The 17,428-nt window shown below is 69.5% G+C and carries 19 protein-coding genes; 6 read left to right on the forward strand and 13 right to left on the reverse strand.

The annotated features are described in order from the left end of the window. Nucleotides 1-96: 96 nt before the first annotated feature. The 9 genes from EJ913_RS07925 to ccoN all read right to left on the reverse strand — a co-directional run bounded on the left by EJ913_RS07925 (nucleotide 97) and on the right by ccoN (nucleotide 9,325). A complete protein-coding gene (locus EJ913_RS07925) occupies nucleotides 97-834 on the reverse strand; it encodes a Crp/Fnr family transcriptional regulator (protein ID WP_238522413.1) in 738 nt (245 codons plus the stop codon). A gap of 107 nt (nucleotides 835-941) precedes the next feature. Further along, on the reverse strand, nucleotides 942-1,073 hold the full coding sequence (gene ccoS / locus EJ913_RS32395) for a cbb3-type cytochrome oxidase assembly protein CcoS (protein ID WP_238522414.1): 132 nt from the start codon (nucleotides 1,071-1,073) through the stop codon (nucleotides 942-944). Beyond that, entirely contained in the window at nucleotides 1,027-3,510 is a 2,484-nt protein-coding gene (locus EJ913_RS07935; protein ID WP_126996502.1) for a heavy metal translocating P-type ATPase, read from the reverse strand. The genes ccoS and EJ913_RS07935 overlap by 47 nt, the downstream gene beginning before the upstream one ends. Nucleotides 3,511-3,715: 205 nt before the next feature. Beyond that, nucleotides 3,716-4,231: a FixH family protein gene (locus EJ913_RS07940; RefSeq protein WP_126996504.1), complete on the reverse strand. Its 516-nt coding sequence runs from the start codon at nucleotides 4,229-4,231 to the stop codon at nucleotides 3,716-3,718. An 83-nt stretch (nucleotides 4,232-4,314) separates the two neighbouring features. After that, nucleotides 4,315-5,781, reverse strand: a complete 1,467-nt coding sequence (gene ccoG / locus EJ913_RS07945; RefSeq protein WP_126996506.1) for a cytochrome c oxidase accessory protein CcoG — start codon at nucleotides 5,779-5,781, stop codon at nucleotides 4,315-4,317. Nucleotides 5,782-5,993: 212 nt separating this feature from the next. Next, nucleotides 5,994-6,884, reverse strand: coding sequence for a cytochrome-c oxidase, cbb3-type subunit III (gene ccoP / locus EJ913_RS07950; protein ID WP_126996508.1), 891 nt, complete (start codon nucleotides 6,882-6,884; stop codon nucleotides 5,994-5,996). A 3-nt stretch (nucleotides 6,885-6,887) separates the two neighbouring features. Further along, nucleotides 6,888-7,049, reverse strand: a complete 162-nt coding sequence (locus tag EJ913_RS07955) for a cbb3-type cytochrome c oxidase subunit 3 (protein ID WP_126996510.1) — start codon at nucleotides 7,047-7,049, stop codon at nucleotides 6,888-6,890. A 15-nt stretch (nucleotides 7,050-7,064) separates the two neighbouring features. Next, on the reverse strand, nucleotides 7,065-7,805 hold the full coding sequence (ccoO, locus tag EJ913_RS07960) for a cytochrome-c oxidase, cbb3-type subunit II (protein WP_126996512.1): 741 nt from the start codon (nucleotides 7,803-7,805) through the stop codon (nucleotides 7,065-7,067). Between the two features lie 23 nt (nucleotides 7,806-7,828). After that, on the reverse strand, nucleotides 7,829-9,325 hold the full coding sequence (gene ccoN, locus EJ913_RS07965) for a cytochrome-c oxidase, cbb3-type subunit I (RefSeq protein ID WP_126996514.1): 1,497 nt from the start codon (nucleotides 9,323-9,325) through the stop codon (nucleotides 7,829-7,831). Between the two features lie 243 nt (nucleotides 9,326-9,568). Here ccoN and EJ913_RS07970 point away from each other — a divergent pair, with 243 nt between their 5' ends. Then, nucleotides 9,569-10,147 carry a hypothetical protein gene (locus EJ913_RS07970; protein WP_185909710.1) on the forward strand — a complete coding sequence of 193 codons (579 nt, stop codon included), beginning with the start codon at nucleotides 9,569-9,571 and terminating at the stop codon, nucleotides 10,145-10,147. A 52-nt stretch (nucleotides 10,148-10,199) separates the two neighbouring features. Next, the gene (locus EJ913_RS07975; RefSeq protein WP_126996516.1) at nucleotides 10,200-11,408 is read left to right on the forward strand and encodes a class I SAM-dependent rRNA methyltransferase; all 1,209 of its coding nucleotides are present in this window, start codon (nucleotides 10,200-10,202) and stop codon (nucleotides 11,406-11,408) included. A 143-nt stretch (nucleotides 11,409-11,551) separates the two neighbouring features. On the opposite strand, the gene EJ913_RS07980 is transcribed toward EJ913_RS07975, so the two are convergent. Then, nucleotides 11,552-12,859 carry a class I SAM-dependent RNA methyltransferase gene (locus tag EJ913_RS07980; RefSeq protein ID WP_126996518.1) on the reverse strand — a complete coding sequence of 436 codons (1,308 nt, stop codon included), beginning with the start codon at nucleotides 12,857-12,859 and terminating at the stop codon, nucleotides 11,552-11,554. A gap of 46 nt (nucleotides 12,860-12,905) precedes the next feature. Beyond that, entirely contained in the window at nucleotides 12,906-13,328 is a 423-nt protein-coding gene (locus EJ913_RS07985; RefSeq protein ID WP_126996520.1) for an acyl-CoA thioesterase, read from the reverse strand. A gap of 167 nt (nucleotides 13,329-13,495) precedes the next feature. Here EJ913_RS07985 and EJ913_RS07990 point away from each other — a divergent pair, with 167 nt between their 5' ends. Beyond that, nucleotides 13,496-13,741, forward strand: coding sequence for a hypothetical protein (locus EJ913_RS07990; protein ID WP_126996522.1), 246 nt, complete (start codon nucleotides 13,496-13,498; stop codon nucleotides 13,739-13,741). A gap of 5 nt (nucleotides 13,742-13,746) precedes the next feature. Here the strand turns inward: EJ913_RS07990 and EJ913_RS07995 are convergent, their stop codons facing one another. After that, a complete protein-coding gene (locus tag EJ913_RS07995; RefSeq protein ID WP_126996524.1) occupies nucleotides 13,747-14,559 on the reverse strand; it encodes an ABC transporter permease in 813 nt (270 codons plus the stop codon). 13 nt (nucleotides 14,560-14,572) lie between these two features. Next, nucleotides 14,573-15,457, reverse strand: a complete 885-nt coding sequence (locus EJ913_RS08000) for an ABC transporter permease (protein ID WP_126996526.1) — start codon at nucleotides 15,455-15,457, stop codon at nucleotides 14,573-14,575. 167 nt (nucleotides 15,458-15,624) lie between these two features. Between EJ913_RS08000 and EJ913_RS08005 the strand changes: the two genes are divergently transcribed. The 3 genes from EJ913_RS08005 to EJ913_RS08015 all read left to right on the forward strand — a co-directional run. After that, nucleotides 15,625-16,008, forward strand: coding sequence for a hypothetical protein (locus tag EJ913_RS08005; RefSeq protein ID WP_126996528.1), 384 nt, complete (start codon nucleotides 15,625-15,627; stop codon nucleotides 16,006-16,008). Between the two features lie 50 nt (nucleotides 16,009-16,058). Continuing rightward, entirely contained in the window at nucleotides 16,059-16,580 is a 522-nt protein-coding gene (locus tag EJ913_RS08010; protein ID WP_126996530.1) for a YcnI family copper-binding membrane protein, read from the forward strand. A 170-nt stretch (nucleotides 16,581-16,750) separates the two neighbouring features. Continuing rightward, on the forward strand, nucleotides 16,751-17,428 hold a 678-nt coding region (locus EJ913_RS08015; RefSeq protein ID WP_185909711.1), incomplete at its 3' end, for a copper resistance CopC family protein.

Consider the following 17,428-nt stretch of genomic DNA (forward strand, 5'->3'; position numbering starts at 1 on the left):
TCGGCGGGAGAGGGGGCAGGACGCTTGTCGAAGGGCTGCGGAGTTCCCTCTCCCGCGAAAGCGGGGGAGGGTTAGGGAGGGGGCCGGACGACCGCCTCAGCTTCCCTCGGCCAAGTCGTACATGGCGTCGAGATCGGCGATCAGCACCTTGTTCCCCTCCTGGAGGGAGATCACGCCCACCGTCTTCAATTGGGTGAAGGTGCGGCTGACCGTTTCGGTCGTCAGCCCCAGATAGTCCGCGATGTCGGCCCGGCTCATCGGCACGAAGACCGGGTTCTCCTTGTGGCCGCGCCGCGCCGCGCGCTGCGACAGCATCAGCAGGAAGGAGCAGATCTTCTCCTTGGCCGTCTTGCGGCCGAGCAGCAGCATCTGGTCCTGCGCCGCCGCCAGCTCGTTCGACGCCATGGAGAACAGGCGGCGCTGCATCTTGGGGAACTCGTCCATCAGCGCGTCGATCTTCTTGCGCGGGAAGCGGCAGAGCGACGAGCTGGTGACGGTCTCGGCGGTGTAGGCGTAGCTGTCGTTGACCGACAGCCCGAGGAAATCGCCGGTGACGAGGAATCCGGTGATCTGCCGCCGCCCGTCGGGCAGCAGCTTGTACAGCTTCACCGTGCCGGAGGTAACGTTGTACAGCGCGTCGGCGCCGTCGCCCTCGCTGAACAGCGTGTGCCCGGCGTCGGCCCGCACCGTCTGGAGGATGTCGGCCAGACGGCGCAGCTCCTCCGGCTCCAGCGCGGCGCAGACGGTCAGGCTGCGGACGGGACAAGCGCCGCAGGGATTCATGTCCGTCGCGGCGCTCTTCTCGCGGGCGCGTCCCATATCGAAAGGTGGCATGGATGAACCCAGCCTCTCATCGTGCATGGGTTCATATTGAGTGCAATCGTGGGGAATCGCAACCTTGGTCGTGCCCGCCCCTTCCTTTGCCCATACGGCCGGAAGGCCTATTGCCGTTCCGGCTTGCCGTTCTGCGGGGGAAGCGGCTTGTCGTCGTCGAACAGGATGCGGTGGGCCGCGCCGTCGAGGTCGTCAAACTGACCGGACTTCAGCGCCCACAGAAACGCCGCCAGCCCCAACCCGCCCAGGCTGAGCGCGATCGCGATCAGATAGAGAAGCTCGTCCATCACCCAAATCCTTGACCACGGCGCCGCGGGCCAGCCGCAGCGCGTTCAAAATGACGATAAGCGACGACGACGACATCGCCAAGGCCGCCAGAAGGGGAGTCAGCAGCCCGGCCATCGCCAGCGGCACCGCGAACAGGTTGTAGACCAGCGCGATGGCGAAGTTCTGCTTCACCAGCCGCCCGGAGCGCCGCGCCACCTCCACCGACTCGACGATGGGGCGCAGCCGCCGGCCCTGGAACACCACGTCGGCGGCGGTCTGGCTGACGTCCACGGCGGTCGAGGGCGACATCGACACCGCCGCCGCCGCCAGCGCCGGGGCGTCGTTCAGCCCGTCACCGACCATCAGCACAATGCGGCCTTGCGCGGCCAGATCGGCCAGCACGGCGGTCTTGTCGGCCGGGGTCTGCTCCGCCCGCCAGTCGGCGATGCCCAGCCGCTCGGCCACGGCGGCCACGGCGCCGCGCCGGTCGCCCGACAGCAGGCGGACGTCCATCCCGCGCGCCTTGAGCGCCGCGACCACCGCCGCCGCGTCCGGGCGGGGGGCGTCGAGGAAGACGATGCGGCGGGGTTCGGCGCCGGGACGCGCCAGCCACAGCTCCGGCCCGGCCGAATCCTCGGCGTCGAGCGGCGCGCCGGTGAAGCGCCGGCTGCCCAGCCGCACCTCGCCGTCGGGGGTGTCGAGCGCCAGCCCGGCCCCGGCGATCTCCCGCACGCCCGCCGCCAGCGGCACGCCCGGCACCGCCGCGGCCAGCGCGCGCGCCAGCGGGTGGCGGCTGGTCCCGGCCAGCGCGGCGGCCAGACGCAGATCAGAGTCGGGCACGCCGTCGAGCTGCGGGACCGGGCGGCCCTCCGTCAGGGTGCCGGTCTTGTCGAAGACCACGGTGTCGACGGCGGCCAGACGCTCCAGCGCGGTGGCGCTCTTGATCAGGGTGCCCTGGCGCATCAGCCGGCCGCTGGCGATGACCTGCACCACCGGGACCGCCAGCGCCAGCGCGCAGGGGCAGGTGATGATCAGCACCGCGACCGCGTTCATCAGCGCGACCTGCCAGGGCGCGTCCATCAGCAGCGTCCAGCCGGTGAAGGTGGCGATCGCCGTCACGTGGACGACCGGGGCGTAGAGCCGCGACACCCGGTCGGCGACGGCGACGTATTTGGCGCGGCCCTGCTCGGCCACCTCCATCATCCGGACGATCTCGGCCAGCAGCGTGCCCTCGCCGACCGCCGACACCGTCAGGCGCAGCGGTGCCGTCAGGTTCAGCATGCCGGCGAAGACCTGGTCGCCCGGCCGCGCGGTGCCGGGCACCGTCTCGCCGGTGATCAGGCCGGTGTCGAGGTCGGACACGCCGTCCGACACCCGGCCGTCGACCGGAACCCGCTCGCCGGCCGCGACCAGGATGGTGGTGCCGGGGGAAACCTGCTCGGGCGCGACCACGGCGCTGGTGCCGTCGGGCAGCAGCACGGTGACCGCGTTGGCCCGCAGGCCCAGAAGCTGTTCGGCCGCCGAGCGCGCCCGGCCGCGCGCCCGCTGGTCGAGGTAGCGCCCGATCAGCAGGAAGAACAGCAGCATCACCGAGCCGTCGAAATAGGCGTGCGGGCCGCTGTTGATCGTCTCGAACAGGCTCATGCCGGTGGCGAGCAGCACGCCGATGGTGACCGGCACGTCCATGTTGGTGCGCCCGCGCAAGATCGCCGCGAAGGCCGAGCGGGCGAAGGGCCGCAGCGCGTAGGCGATGGCCGGCATGCAGATCAGCGCCGAGATCCAGTGCATCAGGTCGCGGGTCGCGGTGCCCATGCCCTGGCTGTGCCCGGCCCAGACCGACACCGACAGCAGCATCACGTTGCCCATGGCGAATCCCGCCACGGACATCGAGCGCAGCAACTCCTTCTCGGTCTTCTGCTGGGCGCTGCCCAGCCGGTCCGGGTCGAAGGGCACGGCGCGGTAGCCGAGCCGGGTCACCGTCCCCACCACCCCGTTGGCGTCGGTCGCGGCCGGGTCCCAGCGGATGGTCAGCCGCCGGGTCGTCATGTTGAGGCGCGCCTGCGCCACGCCCTCCTGCCGGCCGAGCGCCGTTTCGATCAGCCAGACGCAGGCCGCGCATTGCAGCCCGTCCACCATCAGGTGCAGGCTCTGCGTGCCGTTCTCCGCGTCGCGCGCGTGGGGGGCGTAGTCGATGGCCGGCGCGTCGTCGGGGCGCAGCGGGCGGGCGCCGGGATCGACGCTGCGGCGGTCGTAGTAGCGCTCCAGCCCCAGCCCGCGCACGAGGTCGTAGGCGGCGGCGCAGCCGGTGCAGCAGAAGGGGCCGGCGCCATCGGACGCGATGATTCCCGACGCGGTGGTGGTTCCCGCGCTCTCGGCGTGCTCCTGCCCGCAATGGAGGCAGACGGTCATGTCACATCACCCGGAAAAAACGCTGCGGGGTTGAGGGGGCGGTTCCATCAAGCCCCTCTCCCCTTGCGGGAGAGGGGTTGGGGTGAGGGGTAAAGCAACCTTCCCGGCCGTTGGCCGGGCCGCCCCCTCATCCCAACCCTTCTCCCGCAAGGGGAGAAGGGCTTTTAGCGTGTCTGGGGGGAAGCAGGCGGCAAAAGCCATTGCCTCACTGCACCCAGACGCGCTTCTGGCTCTGGTAGTCGCCGGTCGCGTGCTGGATCTCGACCCGCATGTCCCATTGGCCTTCCAGCGCCAGCTCGACCGGCGCGGCGTAGCGGCCCTCGCCCAGATAGGGAAGCTCCAGCGTCACGTCGTGGCCCTGGCTGGTCGGGCGGATCAGCGAGACGGTGACCTTGGCGTCCTTCAGCAGGTTGCCGTGCTTGTCGCGCAGGGTCAGGCTGGCGATGCCCTTGCGCGGCTCGGTGCTGGTGAACTCCGCCTGGACCTGCCACGCGCGCTCCGCCTGGGCGCGGGCGCCGGCCAGATCCTCGTTGTAGCGGATGCCCTTGAGGAAATGCCCCTCGGTCTCCAGCCCGGTCCAGGTGGAGAAGGCGAAGTGCATCATCACGCCGTTGACCGCGACCACCACGGCGAAGAACGCCACGAAGAGCCAGGGGATGTACCACCCCTTCTGGCGGGGCATGCGGGTCGGCCGGGTTCCGGTGGCGGGGGTCATGGTCATGCTCGGTTGCGCTTTCTGATAAGCTGGGACCGTATCACGGAACGGCCGCTGCGGCGTCGCTCAAGGGGGCTCAAGGGGAGGGCTCAGGGGGGACCCAGGAAGACCGTCCGGTAGGACGCGGTCTCCCCGTTGGCGGCGGTGAGGATAAGGGTAAGGGACTGCGAGGAGTCGTGCAAAGAGGCGCGCGGCACGGTCACGAAAATGCGATAGGTCGCGACCATGTCGGGGGCGGCGGTCAGGCGGCGGGCGGCCTCCCCCTCGTCCTGCTCGGCCCCGGCGACGGCGAGCGTGGCGCCCTCCAGCCCCTCGGCGGTCAGGGTGTAGGACCGCGCCTCGCGGGTCATGTTGGAAATCTTGAAGGTGTAGGCGTTGCGCACCGACCCGTCGGCCAGCGCCACGTAGAGCGGCGCGCGGTCGCGCAGCACGCTGACGTCCAGCCCCGGCTTCGTCAGCAGCCCGGCGACGATGGCCCCGGCGATCACCAGGATGCCGAGCCCGTAGACGACCACGCGCGGGCGCAGCCAGCGGTAGGGCGGCGGCGCGGTCCCGGTGGCGAGCGCCGTCTGGCGGGTCTGGGTGTCGAAGGTCACCAGCCCGGTCGGCCGGTCGATCCGGGTCATGATCTCGTCGCAGGCGTCGATGCACAGCCCGCAGCCGATGCACTGCATCTGCAGCCCGTCGCGGATGTCGATCCCGACCGGGCAGACCTGCACGCAGTTGAAGCAGTCGATGCAGTCGCCCAGCCCCGCAGACGTCCGCTCCTCCCAGCCCTGCGACTTGCGCAGCGGGGCGCGGCCCTCGCCACGCCACTCCTGGTAGGTGACGACGAGGCTGTCCTCGTCGATCATCGCCGACTGGAAGCGCGGCCACGGGCACATGTAGGTGCAGACCTGCTCGCGCGCGAAGCCGGCCAGCAGATAGGTCGTCCCGGTGAACAGCGCGATGAAGCCGACGGCGGTCGAGGAGGCGCGGAAGCGCAGCAGATCGCCCAGCAGGGTCGGCGCGTCGGTGAAGTAGAAGATCCAGGCCCCGCCGGTCGCCAGCGCGATGCCCAGCCAGATCGCGTTCTTCAGCGCCTTGCGGCCCAGCTTGCGCGCCGTCCACTTGCCCTGGTCGAGCCGGATGCGCTCGCCGCGCTCCCCCTCCACCAGACGCTCGACCCACAGGAACAGGTCGGTCCAGACGGTCTGCGGGCAGGCGTAGCCGCACCACACCCGCCCGGCCAGCGAGGTCGCCAGGAACAGCGCCAGCGCCGCCAGGATCAAGGCACCGGTCAGGTAGTAGATCTGTTGCGGCCACAGCTCGACGAAGAACAGGTAGAAGCGGCGGTGCTCGATGTCGAGCAGGACGGCTTGGTCCGGCGCGTCCGGCCCCCGGTTCCAGCGGATCCAGGGCAGGACGTAGTAGATCGCCAGCATGGCCACCAGCGCCGCCCATTTGATGCGGCGGAACCGGCCGTGGGCGGATTTCGGGTAGACCTTGGACTGCTTGAGGAAAAGCGACTTGGACGCGCGTTTTTCCGCTTTGGGCGTTTCCGTGACCGTGCTCATTGCCTCGCCATCCCGTCCGGGTCATGCGTTGGCCGGTGTTGGGCGTCCCAACCGCTGCGAGATGGGAAGGGTGCCTGACCCTCACCATGGCGGCGGAATGCCGCAGGCGCATTGCGCTGGATCAAGCACACCGTCCGGACTTTTCGCCAAAGAAAAATGCCGGGGAGTTTCCTCCCCGGCACTTCATAAGCGTTCCCAACCTTGGCGCCGGCTTACTTGCCGCCGCCCAGGTTGTGGACGTAGACGGCCAGCGACTTGATCGTCGCGTCGTCCAGACGCTTGGACCAGGCCGGCATCACGCCGGCGCGGCCGTTGGTCACGGTCTCCACCAGCGTGGCCTTGTCGCCGCCGAACAGCCAGTTGGCCTGCTTGAGCGGCGGGGCGCCGATTCCGTCGAGACCGGCGGCCAACGCACCCTGGGCCTGATCGCCATGGCACGCCACGCAGTTCTCTTCGTACACGGTCTTGCCCTTGGCCACCTTGGCGGCGTCGGCCTGCTTGCCGTTCAGCGACAGCACGTAGTCCGTCACCTGATCGATCTGCTCGCGGTTCAGGATGCCGTCGCGGCCGAACGCGGTCATGCCGGCGTTGGGAACGCCGCGCGTCTCGCCGTCATCCGAACGGATGCCGTGCTGGATCGTCTGGTAGATGTCGGCGGTGGTGCCGCCCCACAGCCACACGTCGTCGGCCAGCGTCGGGAAGCCCTTGGCCCCCTGGCCGCCGGCGCCGTGGCAGGCCGCGCAGTTCTCGTTGAAGTAGGACCGGCCGCCCGCCATGGCGAAGCTGAGCAGATCCTTGTCCTTCTGGATCTCGTCCACCGACTTTCCGGCGATGGCGGTCAGGTACTTGGCCTGACCGGCCTTGCCCTCGGCCAGCTTGGTGACGAGTTCCTCGCGCTGCGAATAGCCGAGGATGCCCTTCGTGTAGCTCTTGCCCAGCGGCCACGCCGGGTAGAACACGTAGTACACCAGCGACCAAGCAATGCAGACGTAGAAAATATACAGCCACCACTTGGGCAGCGGGTTGTTCAGTTCGCGGAGACCGTCCCACTCGTGGCCGGTGGTCTCGACGCCGGACAACTCATCTTTGTAATTCTGTGCCATGGCCTAAAACTCCTGACCGTCATCCTTGAGCGGGATCCGGGAGGCGTCGTCGAAGGTACGGCGGTTGCCGGGCCACATGGCGTAAACCAGGATCCCCGTCAACAGCACCATCAACCACACCGTCCAGAACGACCGAAGCATCACCGTGATCGAATCCAAATCCATGGATTCCTCCCCCGATTACTGCTGGAGCTGCTTGGGCGACTGGTACTTGGTGAAATCCACCATGGTGCCCAGCACCTGCAGGTAGGCCACGAGAGCGTCCATTTCGGTGACGGTCTTGTTGCCGGTGAAGTTCGCCACCACGGCCTTCGGGTAGCGCTTGGTCAGGGCGGCGACGTCGCCGTCCGGATTCTTCTGCGCTTCGAGGTCGGCCTTGGCGTTGGCGATCTGGTCGTCCGTGTAGGGGACGCCGACGATCCGCAGCGTCTTCAGGACGTCGCCGATGTCGGTGTAGGCGAGCGGACGGTCCTTCATCCAGGCGTAGCCCGGCATGATGGATTCCGGCACCACGGCGCGCGGGTCGACCAGATGGGCGACCTGCCAGTCGTTGGAGTACTTGCCGCCCACGCGGGCCAGATCGGGGCCGGTGCGCTTGGAGCCCCACTGGAACGGGTGGTCGTACATCGACTCCGCCGCCAGCGAGTAGTGGCCGTAGCGCTCGACCTCGTCACGGAACGGACGGATCTGCTGGCTGTGGCAGTTGTAGCAGCCTTCACGGATGTAGATCGACTGGCCGGCCACCTCGAGCGGCGAATAGGGGCGAACCCCGTCCACCTTCTCGATGGTCGATTCGATCGTGAACAGCGGGACGATCTGCACCAGACCGCCGATCGAGATGGTGATCAGCGTCAACACGATGAGCAGAAGCGTGTTCCGCTCGATCAGGTCGTGGCTGAAGCCCTTTTTTTCCTGAGCCATTTTTCTCGCATCCTTCCTGGGCTTTAGGCCGCGCCGACCGCTGCCTTGTGCGGGGTGGAGGCGTAGGGCTTCTCGATGCGGACATCACCCTTGGCCGTGCGCCACAGGTTGTAGACCATGATCAGGGACCCGGCGAGGAACAGCACGCCGCCCATCGCGCGGATGACGTAGAACGGGTGCATGGCCGCGACGGTCTCGACGAAGGAGTACTGGAGGAAGCCCAGGCCGTCGTAGGCGCGCCACATCAGGCCCTGCATGATGCCCGACACCCACATGGCGGTGATGTACAGCACGATGCCGATGGTGGCGGTCCAGAAGTGGTAGCTGACCAGACGCAGGCTGTAGAGCTGCGAACGCTTCCACAGAACCGGGACCAGGAAGTAGATGGCGCCGAAGGAGATGAAGGCCACCCAGCCCAAGGCACCGGAGTGCACGTGGCCGATGGTCCAGTCCGTGTAGTGCGACAGCGCGTTGACCGGCTTCACCGACATCAGCGGGCCCTCGAAGGTCGACATGCCGTAGAAGGCCACCGACGTGACGAGGAAACGCAGGACCGGATCGGTGCGCAGCTTATCCCAGGCGCCCGACAGGGTCATGATGCCGTTGATCATGCCGCCCCAGGACGGCATCCACAGCATGACCGAGAAGGTCATGCCCAGCGTCTGCGCCCAATCCGGCAGCGAGGTGTAGTGCAGGTGGTGCGGACCGGCCCAGATGTAGAGGAAGATCAGGGTCCAGAAGTGCACGATCGACAGGCGGTAGGAATAGACCGGACGCTCGGCGCGCTTGGGCACGAAGTAGTACATGATGCCCAGGAAACCGGCGGTCAGGAAGAAGCCGACCGCGTTGTGCCCGTACCACCACTGCACCATGGCGCTCTGCACGCCCGAGACGAACGGGTACGACTTCATGCCGGTGATGGAGACCGGAACGTTGACGTTGTTGCCGATGTGCAGGACCGCGACGGTCAGGATGAACGCCAGGAAGAACCAGTTCGCCACGTAGATGTGCGACTCGCGCCGCGTCATCACCGTGCCGACGAACTGGACGGCGTAGAGCACCCAGATGACCGTCAGGTAGAGGTCGAGGATCCACTCCGGCTCGGCGTATTCCTTGCCCTGGGTGTAGCCCAGGACGTAGCTCAACGCGGCGAGCACGATGAAGACGTTGTAGTTCCAGAAGATGAACTTCGCCAGCCCTTCGCCCCCGAAGAGAAACTGGCGGCTGGTCCGCTGGACCGAATAGAGCGAGGTGGCGAACAGAACGTTGCCGCCGAACGCGAAAATGACGGCCGAGGTGTGGACCGGCCGCAGGCGGCCGAAGCTGGTCCACTCGAAACCGAGATTCAGTGCCGGAAACGCGAGTTGCAGGGCGATGAACGTGCCGGCCAGAAAGCCGACCACGCCCCAGAACGTCGCAGCGATAACGAAGAGTCGGATGGCGTCCTCGTTGTAACGCACGTCTTCCGACACCCGCTGGCTGCCCAGGGTGGCCCCTGAAGTCAGAGTCGCTGATGTCATACAATCTCTCCCGTTTGCCCCGGGCGGCCGGAAGCCGCGCCTTCTGGGTTGCACCACCGCTGGGTACGTACTGTTAAGGAGGGGGGCAGGTTACGCAGGCGTGCGCATAGACCGACGCCGTACGCGCCTGCCTCCAATAAACCCACTATGTGTAGGGGTGGCCGCAGCAACATTGATCCATGTCAACGACCCTCACGGCCGGGCCCGCCATCGTTCAGTGTCCTTGCAATCGGCCGGACGGAAATGGACGACTGTTTCATCGCGAAACCCCTTGGTCGACGACAGATTGACCAGGCCTACCCGTTGGTCTGCGTGGCCGCCCCCGGCCTTGCGGTGGAGCAGTGGCGCGCATTTGCCGCAGCGGTCCTGGACATCGGTGGTGAGGCTGGCGGCGCCCCGGCCCCCCGGACCGGCATCATGACGGTCCAGAACGCGCGGGGTTACCTCCACGGGCTGTTCTCATACGCCATAGAGGAGCATCTGCGCCACGGTCGCGTTATGACCGTCGACAACTTCGTAGTGCTCGACCTGTTCGACGTCCCCGGCGTGGCTGGAACTCTGCTGGACGCCATGGATGGTCTGGCGCGTGGACTTGGCTGCGCGGCCATCCATACAGCCTTGCCCGAGCGCGGTATTTCCGATCGGACCACGGACAATCGGATCGCTGATTGTTTTATTCGAGGCGGACATCGCCGCGAGACGCTCCTCCTGTGCAAAAATCTGGACGGCGTGAACGACAACCGCGCCCCGTCCAGACGCCCGGCCGCGACGCCGGACGCCTCCCCTGGCGGCTTGTCCGGCGGATGCTGCGACGGCGAGTGACCGCGCGAGCGCTCCCATTGCGCGCCGCCGATTTGCCGCTAGGATGCGGCCCATGAGCGACATTCTCCCCAACACCGTCAAGTACCCGGCGATCCACCTGCAGGCCGGCCGCCACAAGCGCGTCCAGCTCGGCCATCCCTGGGTCTATTCCAACGAAGTGCAGATGGACGCCGCCGCCAAGGCGCTGCCGCCGGGCAGCCCGGTGCGTCTGCTCGACGCCGGCGGCACGCCGCTCGGCATCGCCACCTTCAACCCGCACACGCTGATCGCCGCGCGGATGCTGTCGGCCGACCCGGCGGCGCGGATCGACCACGGCTTCTTCGCCGACCGGCTGCGGCGGGCGCTGGACCTGCGAGAGCGGCTGTTCGACCGGCCCTATTACCGGCTGGTCCACGCCGAGGCCGACGGGCTGCCGGGGCTGATCGTCGACCGCTTCGGCGACGTGGTGACGGTGCAGGCCAACTCGGTCTTCATGGACCGCAGCACCGACGCGGTCCTCGCCGCCATCGACGAGGTGCTGGCCCCGCGCGCGCTCATCCTGCGCAACGACGGCACCCAGCGCGCGCTGGAAGGGCTGGCCGAGGAGACCCGGCTGGTCAAGGGCGTGATCGACGGCCCGATCCGGCTGGAGGAGAACGGCGTCACCTTCTTCGCCAACCCGCTGGACGGCCAGAAGACCGGCTGGTTCTACGACCAGCGCGACAACCGCGCCTTCATCGCGTCGCTGGCGAAAGGCGGGCGGGCCATCGACTTCTACAGCTACAACGGCGGCTTCGGCGTGCAGTGCGCGGTGGCCGGGGCGACCTCGGTGGTCGCGGTGGACCGCTCGGCGCTGGCGCTGGAGAACGCGGCCCGCGCCGCCGAGGCCAACGGCGTCGCCGACCGCTTCGAGGCGCGCCGCGCCGACGCCTTCCAGGAGATGGAGCGGCTGGACGCGGCCGGCGAGCGGTTCGAGGTGGTGATCGCCGACCCGCCGGCCTTCGTGAAGGCCAAGAAGGATCTGGGCGCCGGCTGCCGGGCCTACCGCAAGATGGCGCGGCTGGCGGCGAGGATCACGGCGCCGGGCGGTTATCTGCTGTGCGGGTCGTGCAGCCACAACGTCGATCCGCCGACCTTCGCCGAGCAGGTCGCGCGCGGCCTGAACGACGCCGGGCGCACCGGGCGCATCCTGCGCAGCGCCGGGGCCGGGCCGGACCATCCGGTCCACCCGAACCTGCCGGAATCGGCGTATCTCAAGGCCATCGTGATGCAGGTGGATTGAGGGTTCTGCCAGTGCTTGCCCCCTCCCCATCCCTCCCCCGCCTTTGGCGGGAGAGGGGGCCGGCCCCTTGTCGGCGTTCGGCGGAGTTCCCTCTCCCGCGTTAGCGGGGGAGGGTTAGGGAGGGGGCAAGCGGGTCAGCATCCTCAGCGCTCGAACACCCCGACCAGTTCCACATGCGCGGACCACAGGAACTGGTCCACCGGGTGCACCCGCGTCAGCCGGTAGCCGCCGTCCGCCAGGGTCCGCGCGTCGCGGGCGAAGGTCGCCGGGTTGCAGGACACGCCCACCGCCAGCGGCACCTTGCTCGCCGCCAGCGCCTCGGTCTGGGCCGCCGCCCCGGCGCGCGGCGGGTCGAACACCACGGCGTCGAAGCGGTTCAGCTCCTTCGCGGTCAGGGGATTTTCGAACAGGTCGCGCCGCTCGGCGGTCAGGCGCAGGCCCTGGACCGAGCGGCTGAGCGCCGCCACCGCCGCCGCGTCGCCCTCCACCGCGTGGACCGCCGCGCGCTGCGCCAGCGGCACGGAGAACGTGCCGAGCCCGGCGAACAGGTCGGCGACCCGCGCCGCCGCGCCCACCGCGCCCCCCACCGCCTTGAGGACGGCGGCGACCAACGCCGCCTCGCCCTCGGCGCTCGCCTGGAGGAAGGCGCCGGGCGGCGGGACGATGGGAACGCCGCCGAAACGAACGGCGGCCGGGCGGCGGTTGGCCACCGGCTCCGGCGTGCCACGGTCGTCGGCCTGCCACGCGATGCGGGCGACGGCGTCGGGCTCGAACGCCACCAGCCTTTCCCGCGCCGCGCGGTCGAGGCCGCGCGGGCCGACCATCAGCAGGTCGATGCCGCCCTCCAGATCGCTCGCCACCACGTCGCAGGCGCCGCCGTCGGGCAGGACGCCGGCCAGCAGCGCGCGCAGCGGCTCGACCAGCGCCAGCAGGCGCGGCGTCAGGACCGGGCACTCCTCCAGATCGACCAGCCGGTGGCTCTGCCGCTCGTTGAAGCCGAACCACACGCGCTTGCCGCGCTTCAGCGCCGCGAAGCGGGCGCGGCGGCGGGCGCCCGGCGGGGTGCGCGACAGCGGCTCCAGCGGGGTGTCGCCCAGCCCGACCCGCGCCAGCGCGCCGCGCACCAGATCGGCGTTCCACGCGGCGTAGGCGCCGTCCTCCAGGTGCTGGAGCGTGCAGCCACCGCAGCGCCCGAAATGCTTGCAGGCCGGCTCGCCACGGCCGGGGCCGGACTCCAGCGTCTCCAGCAGCTCGGCGCGCACGCCCTCCCCCTTGCCGGCAGGGTCGGAGACGCGGACCCGCACCCGGTCGCCCGGCACGGTCAGCGGCACGAACAGCCGCATCCCCTCCGCGAGCGCGATGCCGTCGCCGCGCGCGCCGATCTCGGCGATGGTGACGTCGAGGGTTTTCGGCTCTGCGGGCGGACGCCGTTTGGGGGCGGGACGCTTCATGGCTGGGGGACCTGGATAACGGAGCAAGGATGGGGACCGGCCCCCTTTACGCCTCCGCCAGCGCCGCGCGCAACGGTTCCGGCAGCGGGGTCGGGCGGTGGCTCGCCTTGTCGACGACGACGCAGACCGCCTCCTGGGTCGCGACGCAGCGCTCGCCCAGGAAGATTCCGACCCCGAGCGTCATCGAGCTGGTGCCCATTCGAAGCCCGCGCACGCCGATCCGCACGTCGTTGGGGTAGAGCAGCTCCGAGCGGTACTCGATCACGCTGCGGGCCATGACCACCGTCCAGTCGTCGCTGGCGCGGAAGCCGCCGGCCGCGAGCAGCAGGGCGATGCGGCCCTGCTCGAAATAGACGCCCAGCGCGTTGTTGTTGACGTGGCCGAGCGCGTCGAGATCGGCGAAGCGCACGCGCTCCTCGTGCCAGAACCGATAGGAGTCGGGCCGGGTCAGGTCGGGGGAATCGGTCATGTCCGTCGCTTGCCGTTAAGGTCAATCCGGGGGCGACTGTGACCGAGGGGCAGGATGGGTGCAAGCCCCGCCTGTATTTGCGCCATCCCCTTGCGAATTCCCGCGCCAACCCGCGCGGGCGCGTGTTATGGGAGTCCGACCAACCCCTTTCCGCAACGGACCGTACGATGAGCAAGGACACCACCAACCAGACGGCCGAAGCGCTGTTCGAAAAGGCGCTGTCGATCGCCGAGAAGCATCTGGACGAGGCGATCAAGGAAGGCGGCCCGCTCGGCCCCTACATCGCCGTCGCCATGATCGAGGCCGCCGTCAACGCCGCCGTCGACGAGACGAGCCACGAGGACGTCATCGACATGCTGCGCGACCTCGCCTCGCAGATCGAATCCGACGCCGACGAGGCCGAGGAAGAGTAAGGACCTCAAGCCTCGGATCCTGCCGTCCGGCGCGCCTCGCGCCGGCGCAGGATCTCGTAGGCGACCGCCCCCAGCACGGTCAGCGCGATCAGCACCAGCGACAGCGCGTTGACGGCCGGCGTCAGGCCGGTGCGCACCTTGGACGCGATGTAGACCGTCAGCGTGGTGTCGAGGCCGCGCACGAACAGCGTCGTGTTGTAGTTCTCGAAGCTCTGAAGGAAGGCCAGCAGGGCCGCCGACAGTATGGCCGGGGTCAGGTACGGCAGCGTGATGCGCCGGAACACCTGCCCGTGCGTGGCGCCGAGGTCGAGCGCCGCCTCCTCCAGGGCCGGGTCGAAGCGTTGCAGCCGGGCCGAGAACAGCAGCATCGCGTAGGCCGCGATGTAGCTGGACTGCGCGACCACGGTCAGGAACACACCCCCGGTCACCCCGAACCACTCCCGCCAGAACACCAGCGTCGAGATGCCGACGATCACCCCCGGCGTCAGCAGCGGCGAAACCATCAGCGCGTAGAGGACGGTCCGAGCCCGGCTGTGCAGCCGGTCGAGCAGCAGCGCCGCCGCCAGCCCGAGCGGCACCGCCAGCGCGATGACGCCCGCCCCGACGATCAGGCTGGTGCCCAGCGCCGCCCACATCCGCTGGTCCGCCCACAGGGCCGAGAACCAGGACAGGGTGAAGCCCATCCAGGGCGTCACCGTGGGAAAGCGGCTGCTGTTGAAGGTCGCCGCGCCCATGACGATCAGCGGCAGGAACAGGTAGCCGAAGAAGACCGCGAGGTAGAAGCCGGTCAGCAGGCGGCGGAGACGGTCGGCGGTCATCGGCGCGGTGTCCTCACTTGGCGATGTCGGCCAAGCCGACGCGGAACAGGCGCAGCGCCGCCAGGATGAAGCCGATGCAGAGGACCAGCAGGATGAAGGCGTAGGCCGCGCCCTGGTTCCAGTTCCCGCCCTCGAAGAACCAGTTGTAGATGACTTCCGTGAACCAGCGGCTCTGCGGCCCGCCCAGCAGGGCCGGCACGGCGTAGCTGCCCGCCGCCAGCATGAAGGTCATGATGCAGCCGACCGCGATGCCGGGCTTGGCGTGGGGCAGCACGACCCGCCAGTGGATGCGGATCCAGCCGGCGCCGAGGTCGCGCGCCGCCTCGATCTGGTTGCGGTCGAGCGACTCGATGGCGTTGTAGAGCGGGAAGACCATGAATAGGATGTAGACGTAGACCATGCCGACGATCACGCCGGCGTCGCCGCCCAGCAGGCGTTGCGGCTCGTCGAAGATCCCCAGCGCCACCAGCAACACGTTCAGCGGCCCGTTGAAGGCGAGGATGATGTACCACGCGAAGGTGCGCAGCAGCTCGTTGATCCAGAAGGGCACCACCAGCATCAGGATCAGCAGCGGCAGCCGCCGCTTCGACGCCACCTGCGCCAGATAGAAGGCCACCGGGTAGCAGACGGCCAGCGTCGTCGCGGTGACCAGCGCGCTCGCCCAGATCGTCTTCAGGAAGATCGCCAGATGGATCTGGTTGGTCCACAGCGTCGCGTAGTTCCGCACCGTGTAGACGTCCTCCGGCCCGCCCAGCCTGGACGGCGGCAGCGACGGCCGGAAGGAGAAATCGACCATCATCACCTGCGGCAGCACGACCAGCAGCGCCAGCCACAGGGCCACCGCCAGCAGGATCACGCCGGTCAGGACCGGGCCGTAGCGGCGAAGAACCTCCGTCATCGGCGCGCGCCTTGCCGTTGGTGAACCGGGATTGAGGGTTTGACGCCTATCATGGGGCTTTCGCGCGGCGCAAGCGCGGCCTTGTGACGGTTGGGGGTGACGGTTGTCGGCGGCGACCGCGCATTTTGCCCTTTGCCGGCGGCGGATCGCTCGCCATAGTCGGCGGCATGGCGACGCTTGGACCGAAACGGCTGAACGCGGGCGCGGCGCTGGTCGCCGTCGCGGTGCTGCTCGTCCACGCCCTGGCCATGGGTTGGCACGTGCCGCCCCAGCTCCGCGCGCTGGCCGCGCTCGACGGCAGCGTCTGCCACGGCGCGACGACGCCGGGCTCCGAGTCGCCGGACCATCCCTCCTCGCCCTCCGACCACCTCGCCCATTGCCCGCTCTGCCTGTCGGCCGATGGCGGGACGCTGTTCGGCCCGGCCGCCGGGCCGTCGGTGACGCCGCCCGGCCGCTTCGTCCGCATCGCCTTCGCGCCGGGCGAGGCCATGGTTCCGGCCGGCGGCGCCCACGACGCCTTCCTCGCCCGCGGTCCCCCGGCCGCGGTCTGACGCCCGCTTTTCCTCATCCATCGTCAGACCGTTTTCCGGAGTTTTCTGCCATGACCGGCACGATTCGCGCCGCCCTCGCGGCCGCCCTTCTGCTCGCCCTGCCCGCCACCGCGCTCGCCCACGTCACGCTGGAGACCAAACAGGCTCCCAGCGGCAGCTACTACAAGGCGGTGATCCGCGTCGGCCACGGCTGCGACGGCAGCCCGACCACCGCCATCCGCATCCGCGTGCCCGACGGGGTGGTGGCGGTGAAGCCGATGCCCAAGCCCGGCTGGACGCTCGCCACCGTCGAGGGCACCTACGCCACCCCCTACGAAAGCCACGGCAAGACCATCACCAAGGGCGTCACCGAGGTGGTGTGGTCGGGCGGCAGCCTGCCCGACGCGTGGTACGAGGAGTTCGTCCTCCAGGCCAAGCTGCCGGAGAAGGCCGCCGGCACCGTGCTGCCCTTCCCCATCGTGCAGGAGTGCGAGAAGGGCGTGCACCGCTGGATCGAGATCCCTGAGCCGGGCAAGAGCGCCAACGACCTGAAGGAGCCGGCGCCGAGCGTCACGCTGACGGCGAAGCCGTGACATCGGCTTGCCCCCTCCCCGACCCTCCCCCGCGTTGCGGGAGAGGGGGCCTGGAGCCTTGCCGGCCCCCAGCGGCAGTCCCCTCTCCCGCGCAGCTCTCGCGCAAACCTATGGTTTGCGCTGACGCGGCAGGCGGACCTTCGGTCCACCGAGAGCGGGGGAGGGTCGGGGTGGGGGCAGTCGCGATTCTCCTCCTCGCCCTGCTTCTCCTCTCCCCCGCCACCGCCTGGGCGCACGCGGTGCTGCTGGAGGCCAGCCCGGCGGACGGCGCGCAGGTGGACCGTCTGCCCGCCGAGATCCGCCTGCGCTTCAACGAGCCGGTGTCGCCGGTCGCCGTCCACGCCTTCGGGCCGGGCGGCGCCCTGACCCTGCCCGGCCCCGCCTCGGCGGCGGACGAGGAACTGCGCATCCCCCTGCCCGGCAGCGGCGCGGCGGAGGAAGGGACTTACACGGTCAGCTACCGGGTGACCTCGAACGACGGTCATCCGGTGGCGGGGTCGCTGCTGTTCGGGGTCGGCGTCGCGCCCGAACGGCCGCAGCCGGCCGGGGAGCCGGACGCGACGCTCCGCACCGGCGCGATGCTGGCCCGCGCGCTGCATTACGGCAGCCTGCTGGCCGCCGCCGGGGGGGCGCTGTTCGTCGCGCTGGTCGCCCCCAACCAGACGCTGCCGGTCGGGCGGAGCCGCGTGCCGCTGGCGCGGGTCGCCCGGCTTCCCCGGCTGACCGGGGTGGCGGCGCTCGCCGTGCCGCTCAACCTCGCGATGGCCGGGGCGCTGCTGACGGGCGGCTCGCCGCTCGCGCCGGACAGTTGGCGGGCCGCGCTGGCCAGCACGAGCGGGGCCAGCGCC

This window comes from Azospirillum doebereinerae (assembly GCF_003989665.1).
GTDB lineage: Bacteria > Pseudomonadota > Alphaproteobacteria > Azospirillales > Azospirillaceae > Azospirillum > Azospirillum doebereinerae.

What these genes read in the sequence shown, in the direction of transcription:
- ccoG (WP_126996506.1), bottom strand. Translation starts at nt 5,781, where the DNA reads ATGAGCACGGTCACGGAAACGCCCAAAGCGGAAAAACGCGCGTCCAAG.
- EJ913_RS07985 (WP_126996520.1), bottom strand. Translation starts at nt 13,328, where the DNA reads ATGACCGATTCCCCCGACCTGACCCGGCCCGACTCCTATCGGTTCTGG.
- EJ913_RS07940 (WP_126996504.1), bottom strand. Translation starts at nt 4,231, where the DNA reads ATGACCATGACCCCCGCCACCGGAACCCGGCCGACCCGCATGCCCCGC.
- EJ913_RS07980 (WP_126996518.1), bottom strand. Translation starts at nt 12,859, where the DNA reads ATGAAGCGTCCCGCCCCCAAACGGCGTCCGCCCGCAGAGCCGAAAACC.
- ccoP (WP_126996508.1), bottom strand. Translation starts at nt 6,884, where the DNA reads ATGGCACAGAATTACAAAGATGAGTTGTCCGGCGTCGAGACCACCGGC.
- EJ913_RS08010 (WP_126996530.1), top strand. Translation starts at nt 16,059, where the DNA reads ATGACCGGCACGATTCGCGCCGCCCTCGCGGCCGCCCTTCTGCTCGCC.
- EJ913_RS07990 (WP_126996522.1), top strand. Translation starts at nt 13,496, where the DNA reads ATGAGCAAGGACACCACCAACCAGACGGCCGAAGCGCTGTTCGAAAAG.
- ccoN (WP_126996514.1), bottom strand. Translation starts at nt 9,325, where the DNA reads ATGACATCAGCGACTCTGACTTCAGGGGCCACCCTGGGCAGCCAGCGG.
- EJ913_RS08000 (WP_126996526.1), bottom strand. Translation starts at nt 15,457, where the DNA reads ATGACGGAGGTTCTTCGCCGCTACGGCCCGGTCCTGACCGGCGTGATC.
- EJ913_RS07995 (WP_126996524.1), bottom strand. Translation starts at nt 14,559, where the DNA reads ATGACCGCCGACCGTCTCCGCCGCCTGCTGACCGGCTTCTACCTCGCG.
- EJ913_RS07925 (WP_238522413.1), bottom strand. Translation starts at nt 834, where the DNA reads ATGCCACCTTTCGATATGGGACGCGCCCGCGAGAAGAGCGCCGCGACG.
- EJ913_RS07970 (WP_185909710.1), top strand. Translation starts at nt 9,569, where the DNA reads ATGGACGACTGTTTCATCGCGAAACCCCTTGGTCGACGACAGATTGAC.
- EJ913_RS08005 (WP_126996528.1), top strand. Translation starts at nt 15,625, where the DNA reads ATGGCGACGCTTGGACCGAAACGGCTGAACGCGGGCGCGGCGCTGGTC.
- EJ913_RS07955 (WP_126996510.1), bottom strand. Translation starts at nt 7,049, where the DNA reads ATGGATTTGGATTCGATCACGGTGATGCTTCGGTCGTTCTGGACGGTG.
- EJ913_RS07975 (WP_126996516.1), top strand. Translation starts at nt 10,200, where the DNA reads ATGAGCGACATTCTCCCCAACACCGTCAAGTACCCGGCGATCCACCTG.
- ccoO (WP_126996512.1), bottom strand. Translation starts at nt 7,805, where the DNA reads ATGGCTCAGGAAAAAAAGGGCTTCAGCCACGACCTGATCGAGCGGAAC.
- EJ913_RS07935 (WP_126996502.1), bottom strand. Translation starts at nt 3,510, where the DNA reads ATGACCGTCTGCCTCCATTGCGGGCAGGAGCACGCCGAGAGCGCGGGA.